The following is a 17434-nucleotide window of genomic DNA, read 5'->3' as shown; positions in this document are numbered from 1 at the left end:
TGCGGAAGAGGGCGATTTCCGCCGTGTCGTCTGAGTCGTCGCGGACAAACCCGCTGGCAAGCTTTGGTCAGAACGAATGGCTTGTCGACGAGCTGTACCAGAAGTACCTCCAGGACCCCGAGTCTGTTGACAAGGCCTGGTGGAATTTCTTCGCTGACTACAACCCTGACTATGGACCGGGCCGGGCCCCGGCCAGGGAGGCGGCAAACGGCACCACGACCGCGCCTCCTCCCCCGGCGCCACCGAAGGCGGCTCCCCCGCCCAAGGCGGCGGCCGCCCCGGCCCCCGTTGTGAAGCCGAAGCAGCCGGCCACGCCGGTGCCCAAGGGCGCCGAAGAGGTCAAGCTGCGCGGCGCCGCGGCCCGCACAGCCGCCAACATGGACGCCTCACTTGTCATCCCCAGCGCGACCAGCGTCCGCGCCATCCCCGCCAAGCTGCTCGTCGACAACCGCATCGTGATCAACAATCACCTCAAGCGGGGTCGCGGCGGCAAGGTCTCCTTCACGCACCTGATCGGCTACGCCGTGGTCAAGGCGTTGAGGTCGATGCCGGAGATGAACTACTCCTACGCCGAGGTCGACGGCAAGCCGACCCTGGTCAAGCCCGAGCACGTCGCCCTGGGCCTGGCCATCGACGTACAGAAGAGCAACGGTGACCGCCAGCTCCTCGTGCCGTCCATCAAGGCCGCCGAGGAGATGGACTTCCGGCAGTTCTGGATGGCGTACGAAGAGGTGGTCCGCAAGGCGCGCGCGGGCAAGCTCGGGGTCGACGACTTCACCGGCACCACGATCTCCCTCACCAACCCCGGCACGATCGGCACCGTCCACTCCGTGCCCCGCCTGATGCCCGGCCAGGGCACGATCATCGGCGTCGGCGCGATGGAATACCCGGCCGAATACCAGGGCGCGTCCCCCGACACGCTCTCCCGGCTGGCCGTTTCCAAGGTCATCACGCTGACCAGCACCTACGACCACCGGATCATCCAGGGCGCGCAGTCGGGCGACTTCCTGCGCACGGTCCACCGGTTGCTGCTCGGCGAGGACGGCTTCTACGACGAGATCTTCGAAGCCCTGCGGATCCCCTACGAGCCGGTCCGCTGGGTCCAGGACATCTCCGCCTCGCACGACGACGACGTGGCCAAGTCGGCCCGGGTCATCGAGCTGATCCACGCCTACCGGGTGCGTGGCCACCTCATGGCCGAGACCGACCCGCTCGAGTACAAGCAGCGCAAGCACCCCGACCTCGACATCCAGTCGCACGGGCTGACGCTGTGGGACCTCGAGCGCGAGTTCGCCACCGGCGGCTTCGGCGGGCGTCCGCTGATGAAGCTCCGCGAGATCCTGGGCGTGCTGCGCGACTCCTACTGCCGCACGGTCGGCATCGAGTACATGCACATCCAGAACCCCGAGGAGCGGGCCTGGATCCAGGCCCGGGTGGAGAAGCCGCACACCTCTCCGGCCCGCGACGAGCAGCTCAACATCCTCAGCCGGCTCAACACCGCCGAGGCGTTCGAGACGTTCCTGCAGACCAAGTTCGTCGGCCAGAAGCGCTTCTCGCTGGAGGGCGGCGAGTCCCTGATCCCGCTGCTCGACTCGGTGATCAGCGACGCCGCCGACGAGGACCTCGACGAGGTCGTCATCGGCATGGCCCACCGCGGCCGGCTCAACGTGCTGGCCAACATCGTGGGCAAGTCCTACGGGCAGATCTTCGGCGAGTTCGAGGGCAACATCGACCCGCGCACCGCGCACGGCTCCGGTGACGTGAAATACCACCTCGGCGCGTCGGGCACGTTCACCGCCCCCAGCGGCAAGACGATCACCGCCTCGGTGGTCGCCAACCCGTCCCATCTGGAGGCGGTCGACCCGGTGCTCGAAGGCGTCGTCCGGGCCAAGCAGGACCTTTTGGAGCGCGGCGAGGAGGGCTTCACGGTCCTGCCGGTCCTCGTCCACGGCGACGCGGCCTTCGCCGGCCAGGGCGTCGTGGCCGAGACGCTCAACCTGTCGCAGCTGCGCGGCTACCGCACCGGCGGCACCGTGCACGTGGTGGTCAACAACCAGGTCGGGTTCACGACGTCGCCGGCGTCGTCCCGCTCCTCGGTCTACGCCACCGACGTCGCGCGGATGATCCAGGCGCCGATCTTCCACGTCAACGGCGACGACCCGGAGGCCGTGGTCCGCGTGGGCGAGCTGGCCTACGAATACCGCCAGGCGTTCCGCAAGGACGTGGTGATCGACCTCATCTGCTACCGCCGCCGCGGTCACAACGAGGGCGACAACCCGGCCTTCACCCAGCCGCTGATGTACGACCTGATCGACGCCAAGCGCTCGACCCGCAAGCTCTACACCGAGGCGCTGATCGGCCGGGGCGACATCACGGTCGAGGAGGCCGAGCAGGCGCTGCGCGACTACCAGGCCAAGCTGGAGCAGGCGTTCACCGAGACCCGCGAGGCGACCAGGAAGCCGCTGGAGGCGGGCGCGATGCGCGTGCCGCCGGCCGAGGTCGTCAAGTGGTCGCACGCCGACACACCCACCGCGATCAGCGACGAGACGCTCAAGCGCATCGTCGACACCCAGCTCAACCTGCCCGAGGGCTTCACCCCGCATCCGCGCCTCGCGCCGGTGCTCCAGCGGCGTGGCCAGATGGTGGAGCATGGCACGATCGACTGGGCCATGGGTGAGACGCTGGCGTTCGGCTCGCTGCTCATCGACGGCCACCCGGTCCGCCTGGTCGGGCAGGACTCCCGGCGGGGCACGTTCACCCAGCGCCACGCGGTGCTGGTCGACCGGATGACCGGCGCGGAGCACACCCCGCTCAAGACCTTCAACCAGGGCACCACGAAGTTCTACGTCTACGACTCGCTGCTCAGCGAGTTCGCGGCGCTCGGCTTCGAGTACGGCTACAGCGTCGTACGTCCCGATGCCCTGGTGGCCTGGGAGGCGCAGTTCGGCGACTTCGTCAACGGCGCCCAGACGATCATCGACGAGTTCATCTCGTCCGGTGAGCAGAAGTGGGGCCAGAAGTCCGGCGTCGTGATGCTGCTGCCGCACGGCTACGAGGGTCAGGGTCCCGACCACTCCTCGGCCCGCATCGAGCGGTTCCTACAGGTCTGCGCGCTCGACAACATGACGGTCGCGCAGCCCACCACCCCGGCCAACTACTTCCACCTGCTGCGCTGGCAGGTCGAGTCGGGCCGGCACAAGCCGTTGGTGATCTTCACGCCCAAGTCGCTGCTCCGCCACAAGCGGGCGACGTCCGACGCGGCCGACTTCACCACCGGCACCTTCCAGCCGGTGCTGAGCGACACCACGATCGACCCGGCCAAGGTCACCAAGGTGGTGCTCTGCTCCGGCAAGATCTACTACGACCTGCTGGCCGGGCGCGAGCAGGCGGAGCGCGACGACGTCGCGATCGTCCGGCTGGAGCGGCTCTACCCGTTCCCGGCCGACGAGCTCACGGCCGAGCTGGGGCGCTACGGTTCGCAGGCCGAGTTGGTCTGGGCGCAGGACGAGCCGATCAACATGGGCCCGTGGCCCTACCTCACGCTCAAGCTGGCGGAGGACCCACAGCTGCTCGGCGGTCGCCCGCTGAGCCGTGTCTCCCGGGCGGCCAACAGCTCGCCCGCGACGGGTTCGCACTCCACTCATGACAACGAGCTCCAGGAGATCACCCACCAGCTGTTCGGCTGATCCCACCTGGTGAGCCCCCGCCCCTTCGGCGGGGGCTCACTGCTCACCACGCCACGTGCCGCGCGCAGGGGCCCCCGCGCGCGACCGGGGAACGAGGCAGGAGAAACACCATGTACTTCACCGATCGGGGGATCGAGGAGCTCGCCACGCGGCGCGGCGAGGAGGAGGTCAGCCTGCTCTGGCTGAGCGAGCGGCTGCGCGAGTTCGTCGACCTCAACCCCGAGTTCGAAACGCCGGTCGAGCGGCTGGCCACCTGGCTGGCCCGGCTCGACGACGAGGACGATTGACGCGCTCCCCGGCCTGAAGGCCGAGGATTCGGTCCGTGCCGTGTCTGCGGCACGCCCGGCCTAAGCCGGACAGACGACTGGCACGGACAGCCGCCCTGCCGTACGCAAGAGGGTCTCCCCGCCGAAAACAGCGCATAAAGTTCTCTCGACGAACGCGATACATCTTGAGTTCTCGCTAAACGCGACATATCGTGTTGTTGTACGCGATAAGTCGCCAGGAGGACGAGGATCATGCAGTTGTGGACACTCGAGGGGCCGGAGCGGCTGACGTTCGGCCCGGTCACCTCGCTGGACGTGCGGATCGTCGCCGGCAGGCTGGCCGTGCTCGCCAGTGAGGGCCCGCCGACCCTGGAGGTGACCGAGCTGGACTCCGCCTCTCCCCTGATGGTCACCTACGATCCGGACACCGGCGAGCTGAGCGTCGCCTTCAAGGACCTCACCTGGGACGGCCTGCTCGGCTGGCTGCGCCCTGACCGCCGCCGCACCGTCGCGACGCTCACCATGCCCAGGCAGTGCGCCGTCAACGCCGGAGTGGTCTCCGCCTCCGCCGTGGTCGCCGGGTTCGAGAACACCACGCAGGTCAAGGGCGTCTCCGGGGGCATCGTCCTCGACGGGGTGAGCGGCGCGGTGCACGCCAACACCGTCTCCGGCGACGTCGAGAGCCGCTCGATGGAGGGCGACCTGGCGTTCAACAGCGTCTCGGGCGACCTCACCGTGGCCGACGGCACGCCGCGCCGCCTGCGGGCCAACAGCATGTCCGGACGGATCACCGCCGATCTCCAGCTCCGGCCGACCGGCCGGGTGAGCCTGACCACCGTCTCGGGTGACATCCTGGTCAGGCTGCCGGAGGACGTGGAGGCGGACGTGACCATCAGGTCCACCTCCGGGCGGCTGGTCAGCACCTTCGACAAACTGTCCGACAAGAGCGGTCCCGGCGCGAAGTCGCTGTCGGGCCGGCTGGGTGGCGGCATGGCGTCGCTGTCGGCGACCACGGTCTCCGGCGAGGTCGCGCTGCTCAAGGGGGAGAACGCATGAGCCCGGTGTTCGGTCACGGCCGCCTCAGGCTGTACCTGCTGAAACTGCTGGAGGAGAGCCCGCGCCACGGATACGAGGTCATCCGGCTGCTGCAGGACCGTTTCCTCGGCGTCTACTCGCCCTCCCCCGGCACCATCTATCCCCGTCTGGCCCGCCTGGAGGAGGAGGGGCTGGTCACCCACGAGGTGATCGACGGCAAGAAGGTGTTCTCGATCACCGACAGGGGCCGCGACGAGCTCAACGCGCGCCTCGACGAGCTCGACGACCTGGAGCAGGAGATCTCCGCCTCGGTACGCGACATCGCCCGCGAGGTGAAGGAGGACGTGCGCGACACGGTCAAGTCGCTCCGCGAGGAGCTGACCAAGATGGCCAAGGACGTCCGCGTCGGCCCCAGGGACGACGGCACGCGGCTGGGCGACGAGCAGAAGGCGCACTTCAGGCGGCTCAAGGAGGAGCAGAAGCGGCAGTGGACCGAGCACGCGGCTCAGTGGCAGAACGAGGGCGAGCGGCTCACCGGCGAATGGCGCCGGATCTGGGCCGAGGTCTGGGCCACGGTCGGCGGCGCGCCCGCCAACCGGGCCGCGCTCGACGCCGAGCTGGGCGGCCTGCTGGCCGACTTCGTGGCCAGGGTCCGCCAGGAGGCGTCGGACACCCGGCTCACCCGGGAGACCGTCGACGAGGTCCGCGTGGTGCTCGACGAGGCCTCCGCCCGCATCCGCGACATTCTCCGCTGACCGGTCACGCCCGGCGGGTCAGGCGGAGCCTTCGGGCGCGCAGAACCGCCCGGCGAGACAGCCCGAGCGATCGGCGGGTCAGGCCGAGCGGAGCGCCCGCTCCAGCCCCTGACGGCTGCGGGCGGCCCGGCGGGCGTGATAGGCGATCGGCATGTACCTGAGACGCTCCGGCAGCCGCGGCGTGAGCGCCGCCACCGCCCGCCCGATCTGCCTCAGCCGCCGTTCGTCCCGCGCCGTCCAGTCCAGCCCCAGCTTCTTGCGCACGGCCGGCGGCAGCGTGCCGACGGTCACGAAGTAGTTGAACCCGCCCGAGCCGACGCCCACCGGGGTCCAGACCCGGCGCAGCGGCTTCGGCAGTCCCGGCGGCGCGGGGGTCCCCCGCATGACGGCGAGCACCTCCAGCGCGGTCAGATGAGGTTCCAGCCGGTCGGCCACCATCGCCTCGAAGTACGCCCAGTACGCCGCCAGGTCCTCGGGCATCTCCCGCTCCGGCACCCGCAGGATCGCGCCGAGCCGCCGCGCCTCTTCGTACAGCGTGCGTTCCTGCTCCCGCGTGTACGGCGTGCCGAAGTAGCGGTTGAGCGTGATGAAACGCTCGAACAGCGACAGGTGCACCCAGGCCCACGCCTCGCCGTTGAGCGCGTGATAGGCCCTGCCCTGCTCGTCCACGCCGCTGATCGGCCTGTGCAGTTCGCGTAGCCGCACCCCCTCGGCATCCCCGGCCGCTCCGCCGTACACCCATTTCTGGATCGAGGAGAGTGTGCGGTTGAGCCGCCCCCACGGATCCTGCTGGTAGGTGGAGTGCTCGGCGACGGCCGCGCCGACGGCGGGGTGCATGGTCTGGATGACCAGCGCGCTCCCTGCCACCAGCAGGTTGCGGTATTCGCCGGCCGACTCCCAGTGCATCGAGCCTGGGCCGAACGGTTCAACGTCCATGACGACGCCTCCCGGGTGATACAACTTCGTCTCTTTTGTATCACCCGGGAGGCGCGGAAGTAACCCTTCACTTATCCGGCAGTAAAAACGATCTTGCCGAACAGCTCGCCCTCGTGCATGGCGGCGAACCCGTCGCGCGCCTCGGTCAGCGGCATCGTCCGGTCGATGGCCGGCCGCACCCCCGTCTGCTCCAGGAAGACGGCCAGGCGCTGCAGCTGGTCACGGGTGCCCATCGTGGAGCCGACGACCGAGAGCTGGAGGAAGAAGACCCGGGTGAGGTCGGCCGGCGGCACCGCGCCGCTGGTGGCACCGGACACCACGACGCGCCCGCCGGGCTTGAGCGACTTGAGCGAGTGGTCCCAGGTGGCCTGGCCGACCGTCTCCATGACCGCATCGACCCGCTCGGGCAGCCGCGCGCCCGTCTCGAAGACCTGGTCGGCGCCGAGCTTGAGCGCCCGTTCGCGCTTGCCCGCCGACCGGCTGGTCGCCCAGACCCGGTAGCCGCCCGCCCGGCCGAGCGCGATCAACGCGGTCGCGACCCCGCCACCGGCGCCCTGGACGAGCACGGTCGCGCCAGGCTGCAGACCGGCCTTGTCGAACAGCATCCGGTAGGCGGTCAGCCAGGCCGTGGGCAGGCAGGCGGCCTGCTCGAAGGTCAGCGCGGCCGGCTTGGGCACCAGGTTGCGGCGCGGCACGGCGACCCGCTCGGCGAACGTGCCGTCATGCGTCTCGGACAGCAGCGTGCGCTTGGGATCGAGCGTCTCGTCGGCGCCGCTGCCGATCACCGAGTGCACGATGACCTCGTTGCCGTCCTCGTCGACGCCCGCGGCGTCGCAGCCGAGCACGATGGGCAGCCGGTCCTGCCTGATGCCGACACCCTTGAGGGTCCAGAGGTCGTGGTGGTTGAGTGCGGCCGCCCGCACCGAGACGGTCGTCCAGCCGTCAGGGACCTGCGGCTCCGGGTGCTCGCCGAGCGTCAGCCCGGCGAGAGGGTTGTCGGGATCGGTCTGTGTGGCGGTTACGGCGAACATGGCCGCACCTTACTTCAGCGTGATCCGGATCCCCTTGACGGCCTGCTGCACGAACGACGGCGAGCCCGCGGCGGTGATCCGCACGTCGCCCCGGCACACGCTCTGGGACGGCCGGCCGCGCCACTCCAACCGGGTCGGCGCCTTCGCCGCCTTGGCGCAGCCGGGCGTCGGGGTGAACAGCACCGTGTCGCCGATGACACCGCCGAACCAGAGCTGCGGCCCGACCGGATCGCCCCGCACGGTCTCGCCGGGCTTGGCCAGCCGGACCGACCCGTCGCCTGTCAGCACGAGGTAGCCGTCCTTGGTGAGCCTGCCGCGCAACCCCTCGGCCGTGGCCATCCGCTGCTCGAAGGTCAGCCCGTCCGGCTGGTCATAGAGCGCCAGCCGCCATTTTCCGAAGGAGAACAGCAACACCTGCCCGTACGAACCGCTGCCCGGCTGGCGCGGCCACAACCAGACGTTGGAGGTGAGCTCCCTGATCGGCTCGCCCCCCTTGGACACCTCGACCTCGCCGCCGTAGGGCGCCAGAAGCCGGCGGTACTGTCCGTCGATCCAGGCTCCCTGGAACGGGCGGGCCCCCAGCTCGTCGAGCGCGAGCCGGGCGGGGTAGCGGATCTCGGCCCGGACACCGTGCGGGAAGACCACCTGGATGATCTCGTCATGGCCCCTGGGCTGGGACTTCGCGTAGAGAACGTTGGGGGTGCCGTTGCGCACCGTACGCAGCGACTGGATGGGGTCGGGCACGGCCTCCAGCCCCGTGTCCGGCCGAGGGGCGGGATCGCGGCTGGCGAGCAGGCCGGCGACCGGGATCGCCAGGAGCGCCAGCAGAACCACGAACCCGAGCCACCTGCGGCGGCCGCGCTCGCCCACCTCGATGACATCGAACTGATCGGCCACGACGATCCTTGCCGAGTGTGCCTGGCGCTTGCGCCCTGGCCTTCAGTTCAGTTGAGCGGCGACCGGCAGCGCAACCCCTCGAACCGGGTGAAGTCCTTGTCACAGGTCACGAATTCACAACCGTGCTCGATGGCCAGCGCGGCCAGGTAGGCATCGGGCACCAGGTTGCCCGTGTCCCCGATTTGACGGCAGAGACGCGTGAAGATCTCCCAGTGCCGCGGACCAGGAGCGATGATGACGGCGTGCGGCTGATGGCGGACGGTGTCGGAGAACTCTCTCGCGGTTTCGAAGGTGGTCGCCCCTGGGATGCGGCGATTGGTCACGATGCGCATGAAGCCGTTGATGACGAAGTCGCTCACGGCGTAGGCCTCGTCACCGTGGATCAGCTCCTTGAGCGTGGAGTGGCAGGGCTCGTGGTGCTCCATGTCTCGCCTCTGGGCATTGACGAGCACGTTGACGTCAAGCATCCGCATGCTGCGGCCCCCCGAGGTAACGCTCGAGGTCCTCGAGCTCGAGAATCGCCTCGATCTCGGCCCACGTCAGCTTGGGCCCGGTCTCGGCACCGGAGACGGGAAGACTGACGTGGGGACGCTCGGCCGCATCGGCGGAGCGGTTGAGTAGTTGCCGCAAGGCATCCTCCATCACTGAGGTGAGACTGCGTCCATTGCGTGCCGCGTACGCCTTCGCCTCGTTGAGGAGTGCTTCGTCGATCCGCACCGTGGTCCTCCGCATGGCACCAGCATCCGCGCCTGACATAAAAATGTCAACAACGGATAGTAGTCACTCGCTCACGACTTTGCACATTCTTTCGACCTACCAGTGCGCCACATTGACCTTGCCGTCGGAGGTCAGCGTCACCGGCTGCCCGACCAGCTCGCGGGACTCGGCGTCGGCCAGCAGATCGGGCTGCGACACGAGGGCATGGGCCCGGCCGCCGCCCGGCAGGTCCACGATGACGATCCCCTTCTCGGCCGCGCCGTCGCGCCCGTGCGCCACCGTGTATCCGGCGACGACGGCCGGACCGTCGTACAAGGGGACGATCTTCACCGGTTCGGCCGTGTGGACGGGCGCCGGGTCACCCAGAACCCCGCCGGGCTCACTCGACCAGACGGCGTAGGTGTGCTTGGTCAGGTGCATGCCGACGCCGGTGACCAGGCCGTGGCCCGACTGAGCGCGCAGCAGCCCGGCCATCGTCGCGGTCGAGTGCAGGACGTAGCCGCTGGCCGGCCCGCCCGCGTACGGCAGGCCGCCGGTGACGGTGAGCCCGCGCGAGTCCATCGGGTCGAGCTTGATCGCGTCGCAGGCCTGGCGGAGCGCGATCGCGAAGCAGCTGTAGACGTCGAGCGCGTTCAGGTCGTCGAGCCCGAGCCCGGCCCGCTCGAAGGCGGCCTCGGCGGCCCGCGCGATGGCCCGCGACGAGCCGAGGGCGGGCCGCGCCGCCACCTCCCAGGTGTCCTCCGCGTACGCCCAGCCGCGCAGGTAGACCCGCTGGTCGGCCGGGACGCCGAGCCGGTCGGCCAACTCGGCGCTGACCAGGACGACGGCCGCCGCCTGGTCGACCTCCAGGACCGCCACGGTGTCACGGGTGTACGGCCAGCCGACGAACCGGCTGCCGGTCACCAGCTCCTCCGGGGTGCGCACGGTCCGCCGCCACGCGTAGGGGTTGGCGGCGGCCACCTCCGTCATGGGCGCCATCATCCGCCCCCGGTCGGCCATCTCCTCGGCCACCGTCAAGCCCAGCGCGGCCCGCCGGGCCGTCTCCATGATCGCGTAGGTGTGCACCGGGAGGAACAGCTCGTGGGCCAGCTCGGCCGGGTGCGGAGGGCGTTCCCAGCCGTAGGGCGGCTTGGGGTCGGCCGGATGGCTCCACGGCACGCGCTCGCCGGCCTTCCGGTAGAAGCGGCGGGTGGCCAGCGCCTCGGCCCCGGCGACCAGGGCCGAGTCGAGCTCGCCGGCCGCGATCCTGGCCGCGGCCTCGCCGATGAGCAGCTGCGGCGCCGTGCCGCTGACGCGGGAGTAGGCCCGGTGGCGCGGGGCGGCGCCGAGCCGCTGGGCGAGCCGGTCGACCGGGGAGTCGTACTGCCAGGAGTCGGTGTAGACGAGCTGGATCGAGTCGAGGCGCTCGGCGGGCAGCCGCGCGTCGCGGGCCGCCTGGCGGGCGACGTCCTCCCACAGGTCGAGTGGCTCGGGACCGGGCTGGTCGCGGACGGTGCGCTGGGCCGCGCCGACGAGGCAGGGGGTGCGTGGGTCCATGCCGCCATCTAACCAGAACAAGATTCGGTTGATAAGTAGTGGCGACTGATAATCAGTGTTACCCATGGTGCCTGATGCGCCTGGATCCGCAGAGTTGCCATTGATGCGAGATGGCACTTAAGGCCGCCCTGACCTGCTGAAATGCCTTTCATGAATACATGCGAATCAGTTATCTCTATAACGGAACGGAACCGGGCCATGCTTTTTCACGTCGTTTCCTGGCTACCGCCTTGCGCCATTCATTAACGTTCTGATCGTTTTCCTGGCCCACCGGGGCGCCGTACCCCGCTCTGGGCCGCCGAGAACCGAGAGGAGCTCCATGTATTCCCGAGCAAGGCGCATCGCGGCTCCGTTCGCCGGCCTGCTGGCCGTCGGACTGGCCGCCGGCACGGTCAGCGCGACCGCGCACGCGACGGCACCCTCAGACGTCGTCTCCAAGAACGCGGCGACGCCCGCCGCCCAGGCCGTGCAGTTCTGGACCCCCGACCGGATCAAGCAGGCCACCGACTACGACCACGCCCTCGACGCGACCTCCAGGGGCGTCAAGGGCACCAACTCCACCCCCGACGGCCCGCCCGGCTCCGTCCCCCCGATGGGCGAGGAGAAGACCAAGACCGTCAAGAGCAAGCAGGTCAACCTGCCCAACACGGTCGGCCGCGTGTTCTTCACGCTGCCGGGGGCCAACCCGAGGGACCCGAAGAGCTGGAGGTACTGCTCGGCGAGCTCCGTCCAGGGCAAGTACCGCAACCTGGTGGCCACCTCGGGCCACTGTGTCTACGACATCAAGACGAACCGCTTCTACGACAACTGGATCTTCATCCCGTCCTACTGGGACGGCAAGAACGTCTGGGACGGCAAGGCCCCCTACGGCATCTACGCCGCCAAGACATTCAACGCGCACGACGACTTCGTGGTGAAGGAGGACTACGACTTCGACTACGCCTTCGTCAACGTCTACAACGGCATCAAGGTCAAGTGGACGAAGGTCGGCGACACGTGGCGCCCGGTGAAGCAGAACGTCGGCCGCCTCGGTGACAACGTCGGCGGCCAGGGCTTCACCTGGAACCGCAGCACCAAGGCGAACGTCTTCTCCTTCGGCTACCCGGCCGGCGAGCACCCCGACGGCGACAAGCCGTTCACGGGCCGCACGATGAAGTGGTGCTACGGCAAGACGACGGCGATGCCCGCCGCGCCGAAGTACAACCTGCAGGAGCACGTCGGCTTCAGGTGCGCCTTCACGGCCGGGGCCAGTGGTGGACCGTTCCTCTACAACTACAAGAACGCCACGCGCACCGGCTACCTGATCGGCGTCAACAGCGTGGCGTGGGACACCGACGGCAACGACCGGTACGACCACATCTCGTCGCCGTACTTCAACGGCGACACGTACAAGGTCTACAAGGCCGCCGCCAACCGGTGGACGGGCAACATGCCGTAACCCGCTCCTCCTCCCGGGTCCCGGCTCTGCCGTAGGGCCGGGACCCCTGGCACGAGGAAGACGGAGCGCCCAATAATGATCAAGAAAGGTGGCTGAATGCCCTACGGGAATGGCCGCCGAGTGCCCGCCGACAGCAGTCTGACCTGCGGCGATGGCGGTTACCTAAGACCGGCGGGAGCTAACCGGATGGATGCCTTCACGCCGTCCTTATGGGACGGAAGTCACTCTTGATCCGATAACAAAACCCTATCCCGGCTGCAATACAGTGTGACGATCTGCAAAAATCCAGCCTTACACCCCAAAGAAAGGCATTTGATGATCCCCCGGGCCAGGCACCTGGTAGCGGTCGCGCTCTGCGCGCTGCTCGTGCTGCCCGCCTTCGGGGGGAGTGCCTCGGCGGCCAGCCAGGTCTACTCGGTCGCTCTGGCCAAGACCGCGGCCGACGTGCAGCGGGTGGCCGCCTACTGGAAGCCCGACCGGCTCAAGGCGGCCGACAGTTACAGCCCGGCGACGCCGGGATCGCAGTCCACCTCCTCCTCAGGCTCCTCAGGCTCCGCGGGCGGCGCCGGCGGCCAGACCTTCGCGATCAAGAAGTCCAGGACGGCGCTCACCGTGCCCGCCGTCGTGCCGCGCCAGGCCGCGGCCGCCCGGACCATGGGCAAGGTCTTCTTCCGGTTCGGCGCCAAGGAGTACTGGTGCTCCGCCAGCGCGGTCGCGGCCAAGAACCGCAGCGTCGTGGCCACGGCCGCGCACTGCGCCTACGACTCCCGGCAGGCCAAGGCCGCCGAATACTGGATCTTCGTCCCCAACCCGGGCCCCAACGGCGAGACGCCCGACGGGATCTACGTCGGCGCCGCGATCAGCATGCACGAGCACTGGCCGGGCAAGGGCGACTACGACTACGACTACGCGTTCGTGACCGTGCACCGGGGCTTCACCTGGGCGACGAAGAGCGGCCGGCTGGCCATGCAGGACGTGGGCAGGCTCCAGGACAAGGTCGGCGGCCAGGGCCTCGCCCTCTCCAAGGGGGTCGGCAACCGGATCACCGCCTTCGGCTACCCGGCGGGCCCCCAGCCCGACGGCAGCCGCCCGTTCAACGGCCGGACCCTGCAGTCGTGCACCGGCGGCACCCGCTGGACCGTCGCCCCCAGCCTCGACCTGCAGTACGGCGTGCAGCTCCAGCCGTGCAACTTCAGCGCGGGGGCCAGCGGCGGCGCCTGGCTGATCGGCTACCAGGCCGCCAGGGGCATCGGCAGTCTCAGCGGGGTCAACAGCCTGACCTGGAACCGCGACGCCAAGGGCGCCTACGACGCGGTCTCCTCACCCAACTTCACGGCGGCCACGGGCGAGGTCTACAAGCACGCCGCCTCCCTCACCACCCCGGGAAATGTGACGTAAGTTACACGCAGCGTCGTGCCGTCTTCCATGATCAGCACCGATCACATCTCGGGCCGATCACGACCGCGTTTCCGGCGACCGGCGCGCTCCCGGCGAAATTCACGAGATCACAGACCTGCCTGTAGGTTCCGGCTGACCATTCGCTGACCATGAACGTCACCTCAGCACTAGGCGAAGCCTGGAGTTACCTTGAAGCGCATCACCCTCCCGGCCGGTGGCGCCGTCCTCGCGACCGGCCTGCTGGCGACCGGTCTCGCGGGCGTCGTGCAGGCGCGCGACGACGTCACCACCGACCCGATGGCCCGCGGCACCGCGCAGGCCTCCTCGGTCGCGACATTCTGGGCCGCGTCCAACGGCGCCGCCCTCCGCGCCGCCTCGGCCTACACGTGGGACGCCAAGGACGTACGGAAGGTCGTCTCCAAGGGCGGCGTCAGCCCCGACGGCAGTCCAGGCAGCGCCCCGCCGATCGGTGACGAGCGCAAGCCCGTCGCCAAGGTGCAGAACGTCAACCTGCCGAAGACCATCGGCAAGGTCTTCTTCGTCGACGGCTCCGGCAGGCAGCGCTGGTGCTCGGCCACGTCCATCCAGTCGCACTACCGCAACCTGGTCGCCACCGCCGCCCACTGCGTGTACGACACCGACAGCGACCGGGACGTCCTGGCCAACTGGATCTTCGTGCCCGGCTACTACCAGGGCAAGGCCCCGTGGGGCATCTACGTCGGCAAGCAGGCGTTCACCCACCACGACTTCGACGTGTACGAGGACTACGACCGCGACTACGCGTTCGTCACCGTCTACAACGGCATCGCCTTCGACGGCGCCAAGCAGGTGGGCCGCGAGGAGTACCAACGCTTCAGCGGCCCGAAGCGCAGCTGGGGCAAGCGCTACTACATCCTGCCCGCCAGGGACGTGGGCCGCCTCGGCGACAACGTCGGCGGCCAGGGCGTGGCCTGGAACCAGCCCACGGGCAGGTACGTCCGCACCTTCGGCTACCCGGCCGCTCCCCAGCCCGACGGCAGCAAGCCGTACAGCGGCGTGACGCCGAAGTGGTGCTACGGCAGGACCACCGGCAAGGCCGTGGGCGCGCCGTGGCTGAAGATCCAGGAGCACGTCGCCCTCAAGTGCGCCGTGACCCCTGGCTACGGCGGCGGCCCCTGGCTGAGCGACTACAACAACAACAGGCGCCTCGGCTACGTCAACGGCGTCACCAGCACCTTCGCCGACCAGGACGGCAACGACCGGATCGACCTCATCACCTCGCCGTACTTCGACGGCGAGACGGCCGCGATCTACAAGGCGGCCAGGAACGTGTGGTCCGGCAAGGTCGTCGGCCCCAACGGGGAGCTGTACAAGTAGGAGCGAGCACGACGTGAGCGCAGGGGGTCCGGCTTCGGCAGGGCCCCCTTTTTCGCGCGCCTGTTTGGGTACGGCATCACGCGGTAAGGGCTGCGAACCCCTTCCGGAACGGCAGTTTCAAGATCGATAGCGCCGAGAGGCGAAGTTAGACGGATCGAGAACCTGTTTTGGTTCCTGTGATCTAAGTCACATTCAGCTGTTCGCTCTGGGTAGCCCGCCGGCTACGTCACCTTTGCGCCCTCGACCGCACTCCCGACCTGCCCAGCGGAAACGCAGCGGAACGATCACCGTCCGCGAAGATCTCTGACTGATAACGGAATGGTCACGGCGGTTGGGGCTCCATGCGGATCTCGCAAACCGGCTTTTACCTGCAAAGATCGCCGCGCTATGTTCCTTGCTATCCCTTTACTGACGCATGGGGCGCAAGTTGCGACCCACGACAGACCAAGGAGCAGTTCCCTTGAAGCGCATCCTCATCCCCGCCGGTGGCGCCATCCTGGCTACCGGCCTTCTGGCTGCCGGCCTGGCCGGCACCGCCACGGCCGCCAGCGACGTCGCCTCCGACCCGATGGCGAAGAGCGCGGCCGACGCCAAGGCCATCGCCCAGTTCTGGGCCGACTCCAACGGTGCGGCCCTCAAGGCTGCCAAGCAGTCCAACATCTGGGACAACAAGGACGTCGCCAAGCTCAAGAGCAAGGGCGGCTACAGCGCCGACACCAAGCCGGGCTCGGCCTCGCCGATCGGCCAGGAGAAGAAGGCGTCCACCAAGGTCCAGAACGTCAACATGCCGAAGACCATCGGCAAGGTGTTCTTCGTCAACGGCAAGGGCGAGAAGCGGTGGTGCTCCGCCACTTCGATCCAGTCGAAGTACCGCAACCTGGTCGCCACCGCCGCCCACTGTGTGTACGACACGCAGTCCAACGCCGACACCATGAGCAAGTGGGTCTTCGTGCCCGGCTACTACCAGGGCAAGACCCCCTGGGGCATCTACGTCGGTAAGCAGGCCTTCACGCACTACGACTTCGACGTGTACGAGGACTACGACCGCGACTACGCGTTCGTCACCGTCTACAACGGCATCCACCTGGGCGGCGGCAAGGCCAAGCAGGTCTCCAAGTCCGAGTTCGAGAAGTACCAGGGCGTCAAGGAAGCCAAGGACGTCGAGATCACCCGGGCCGAGTTCCGCAAGTGCAAGCTCGACCCGACGTCGATCCAGGCGTGCTGGGCCAAGCGCGGCACCAACGCGGAGCCGACCGGCCCCGACTTCCCGGGCGCCGAGGTCACCAAGGTCGAGGTGTCCGCCGAGAAGTACAAGGCGGCCAGGGTCGGCAAGGGCAACGGGTTCAAGTTCGGCGAGCCGGTCACCGAGATCGTGACGCACTCCGACGCCGCCAAGTACCTGAAGCTGCAGAAGGAGAACCCCGCCAAGTACCCGGCGACCGTCAAGCAGGACGCCCGCGGCAACTGGACGATCACCCACTACTACACGCAGCAGTGGTACAAGCCGGGCACCGCCACCAAGTTCTTCAAGACCGTCTTCTACATCGTCGAGGGCTACGCCAAGGACGCGGGCCGGCTCGGTGACAACGTCGGCGGTCAGGGCGTGGCCTGGAACCAGCCCACGGGCAAGTACGTCCGCGTGTTCGGCTACCCGGCCGCTCCGCACCCCGACGGCCACAAGAACTACACCGGCATCACGCCGAAGTGGTGCTACGGCAAGACCACGAAGAAGCTGGTCGGTTCGGCCGCCAAGAAGATCGAGGAGCACATCGCGCTCAAGTGCGCGATGACCGAGGGCGCCGACGGTGGCCCCTGGCTGTACAAGTACAGCAACTCCAAGCGGCTCGGTTACGTGAACGGTGTCACCAGCACCTTCAACGACCAGGACGGCAACGACCGGGTCGACTACATCTCCTCGCCGTACTTCGACGGTGAGACCGCGGCGATCTACAAGGCCGCCCAGAACGTGTGGTCCGGCAAGATCCTCTGAGTCAAGATCCTCTAGGTGACGCACAGCGATCGGCCTGAGCCGATCGGGTGAGCGTTTCGCGCGAAGGGCCCGGCATCGCCGGGCCCTTCGTCGTGTCCGGGAACGCGCCCGGCGGAATGTGAGGCGTTTGGACGCACGCCGCCCGGATCCGGTGCCATCAAGCAGGTGTGATCTGCATCACATCATGACGCCCGACGCCCGACGGGCACCGCTGTCGTCACGGCAGTCACACTGACAACTTCCTTATGTTGATCTGCGAAAACGGGCGCGTCAGGCAGTTCCGGCAAGTCACCAGCAATGGCTACTTAAACATCACGGAACCATAACGCCCCACGAGCCGCCGCTTTTCCTTCCAAACCAGCTACCGAACCCCAAGATCCACCCTGTAAGTTC

At 68.5% G+C, this 17434-nt stretch carries 14 protein-coding genes; 8 read left to right on the top strand and 6 right to left on the bottom strand.

Annotation, left to right across the window (positions count from 1 at the left end; translation table 11 throughout):
- Positions 1–23 precede the first annotated feature (23 nt).
- The 4 genes from IEY82_RS07115 to IEY82_RS07100 all read left to right on the top strand — a co-directional run bounded on the left by IEY82_RS07115 (position 24) and on the right by IEY82_RS07100 (position 5742).
- Positions 24–3686 carry a multifunctional oxoglutarate decarboxylase/oxoglutarate dehydrogenase thiamine pyrophosphate-binding subunit/dihydrolipoyllysine-residue succinyltransferase subunit gene (locus IEY82_RS07115; protein WP_189123579.1) on the top strand — a complete coding sequence of 1221 codons (3663 nt, stop codon included), beginning with the start codon at positions 24–26 and terminating at the stop codon, positions 3684–3686.
- A 110-nt stretch (positions 3687–3796) separates the two neighbouring features.
- A complete protein-coding gene (locus tag IEY82_RS07110) occupies positions 3797–3973 on the top strand; it encodes a DUF6104 family protein (RefSeq protein ID WP_189123206.1) in 177 nt (58 codons plus the stop codon).
- A 231-nt stretch (positions 3974–4204) separates the two neighbouring features.
- Positions 4205–5008, top strand: coding sequence for a DUF4097 family beta strand repeat-containing protein (locus IEY82_RS07105; RefSeq protein ID WP_189123205.1), 804 nt, complete (start codon positions 4205–4207; stop codon positions 5006–5008).
- Entirely contained in the window at positions 5005–5742 is a 738-nt protein-coding gene (locus tag IEY82_RS07100; RefSeq protein WP_189123204.1) for a PadR family transcriptional regulator, read from the top strand. Before IEY82_RS07105 ends, IEY82_RS07100 begins: the two co-directional genes overlap by 4 nt.
- A 78-nt stretch (positions 5743–5820) precedes the next feature.
- Here the strand turns inward: IEY82_RS07100 and IEY82_RS07095 are convergent, their stop codons facing one another.
- From IEY82_RS07095 to IEY82_RS07070, 6 genes are all read right to left on the bottom strand, one after another.
- Positions 5821–6678 carry an oxygenase MpaB family protein gene (locus IEY82_RS07095; protein ID WP_189123203.1) on the bottom strand — a complete coding sequence of 286 codons (858 nt, stop codon included), beginning with the start codon at positions 6676–6678 and terminating at the stop codon, positions 5821–5823.
- 71 nt (positions 6679–6749) lie between these two features.
- Positions 6750–7709, bottom strand: a complete 960-nt coding sequence (locus IEY82_RS07090) for a zinc-binding dehydrogenase (RefSeq protein ID WP_189123202.1) — start codon at positions 7707–7709, stop codon at positions 6750–6752.
- Positions 7710–7718: 9 nt separating this feature from the next.
- Positions 7719–8606 carry a hypothetical protein gene (locus IEY82_RS07085; protein WP_189123201.1) on the bottom strand — a complete coding sequence of 296 codons (888 nt, stop codon included), beginning with the start codon at positions 8604–8606 and terminating at the stop codon, positions 7719–7721.
- Between the two features lie 47 nt (positions 8607–8653).
- Positions 8654–9079 carry a type II toxin-antitoxin system VapC family toxin gene (locus IEY82_RS07080; RefSeq protein WP_189123200.1) on the bottom strand — a complete coding sequence of 142 codons (426 nt, stop codon included), beginning with the start codon at positions 9077–9079 and terminating at the stop codon, positions 8654–8656.
- The gene (locus IEY82_RS07075; RefSeq protein ID WP_189123199.1) at positions 9066–9323 is read right to left on the bottom strand and encodes a hypothetical protein; all 258 of its coding nucleotides are present in this window, start codon (positions 9321–9323) and stop codon (positions 9066–9068) included. Before IEY82_RS07075 ends, IEY82_RS07080 begins: the two co-directional genes overlap by 14 nt.
- A gap of 96 nt (positions 9324–9419) precedes the next feature.
- Positions 9420–10880 (bottom strand): TLP1 C-terminal extension domain-containing protein, encoded by a 1461-nt coding sequence (locus IEY82_RS07070; protein ID WP_225262360.1) that lies wholly within the window; start codon positions 10878–10880, stop codon positions 9420–9422.
- 298 nt (positions 10881–11178) lie between these two features.
- Here IEY82_RS07070 and IEY82_RS07065 point away from each other — a divergent pair, with 298 nt between their 5' ends.
- The 4 genes from IEY82_RS07065 to IEY82_RS07050 all read left to right on the top strand — a co-directional run bounded on the left by IEY82_RS07065 (position 11179) and on the right by IEY82_RS07050 (position 17041).
- Positions 11179–12297, top strand: coding sequence for a trypsin-like serine peptidase (locus tag IEY82_RS07065; RefSeq protein WP_189123198.1), 1119 nt, complete (start codon positions 11179–11181; stop codon positions 12295–12297).
- 315 nt (positions 12298–12612) lie between these two features.
- Positions 12613–13695, top strand: coding sequence for a trypsin-like serine peptidase (locus tag IEY82_RS07060; protein WP_225262489.1), 1083 nt, complete (start codon positions 12613–12615; stop codon positions 13693–13695).
- Between the two features lie 189 nt (positions 13696–13884).
- Positions 13885–15051 carry a trypsin-like serine peptidase gene (locus IEY82_RS07055; RefSeq protein WP_189123196.1) on the top strand — a complete coding sequence of 389 codons (1167 nt, stop codon included), beginning with the start codon at positions 13885–13887 and terminating at the stop codon, positions 15049–15051.
- Between the two features lie 460 nt (positions 15052–15511).
- On the top strand, positions 15512–17041 hold the full coding sequence (locus IEY82_RS07050) for a trypsin-like serine peptidase (RefSeq protein ID WP_189123195.1): 1530 nt from the start codon (positions 15512–15514) through the stop codon (positions 17039–17041).
- Positions 17042–17434 lie beyond the last annotated feature (393 nt).

It is taken from the genome of Nonomuraea cavernae (genome assembly GCF_014646355.1).
Lineage (GTDB): Bacteria > Actinomycetota > Actinomycetes > Streptosporangiales > Streptosporangiaceae > Nonomuraea > Nonomuraea cavernae.
This window is presented reverse-complemented; position numbering and strand designations above follow the sequence as displayed.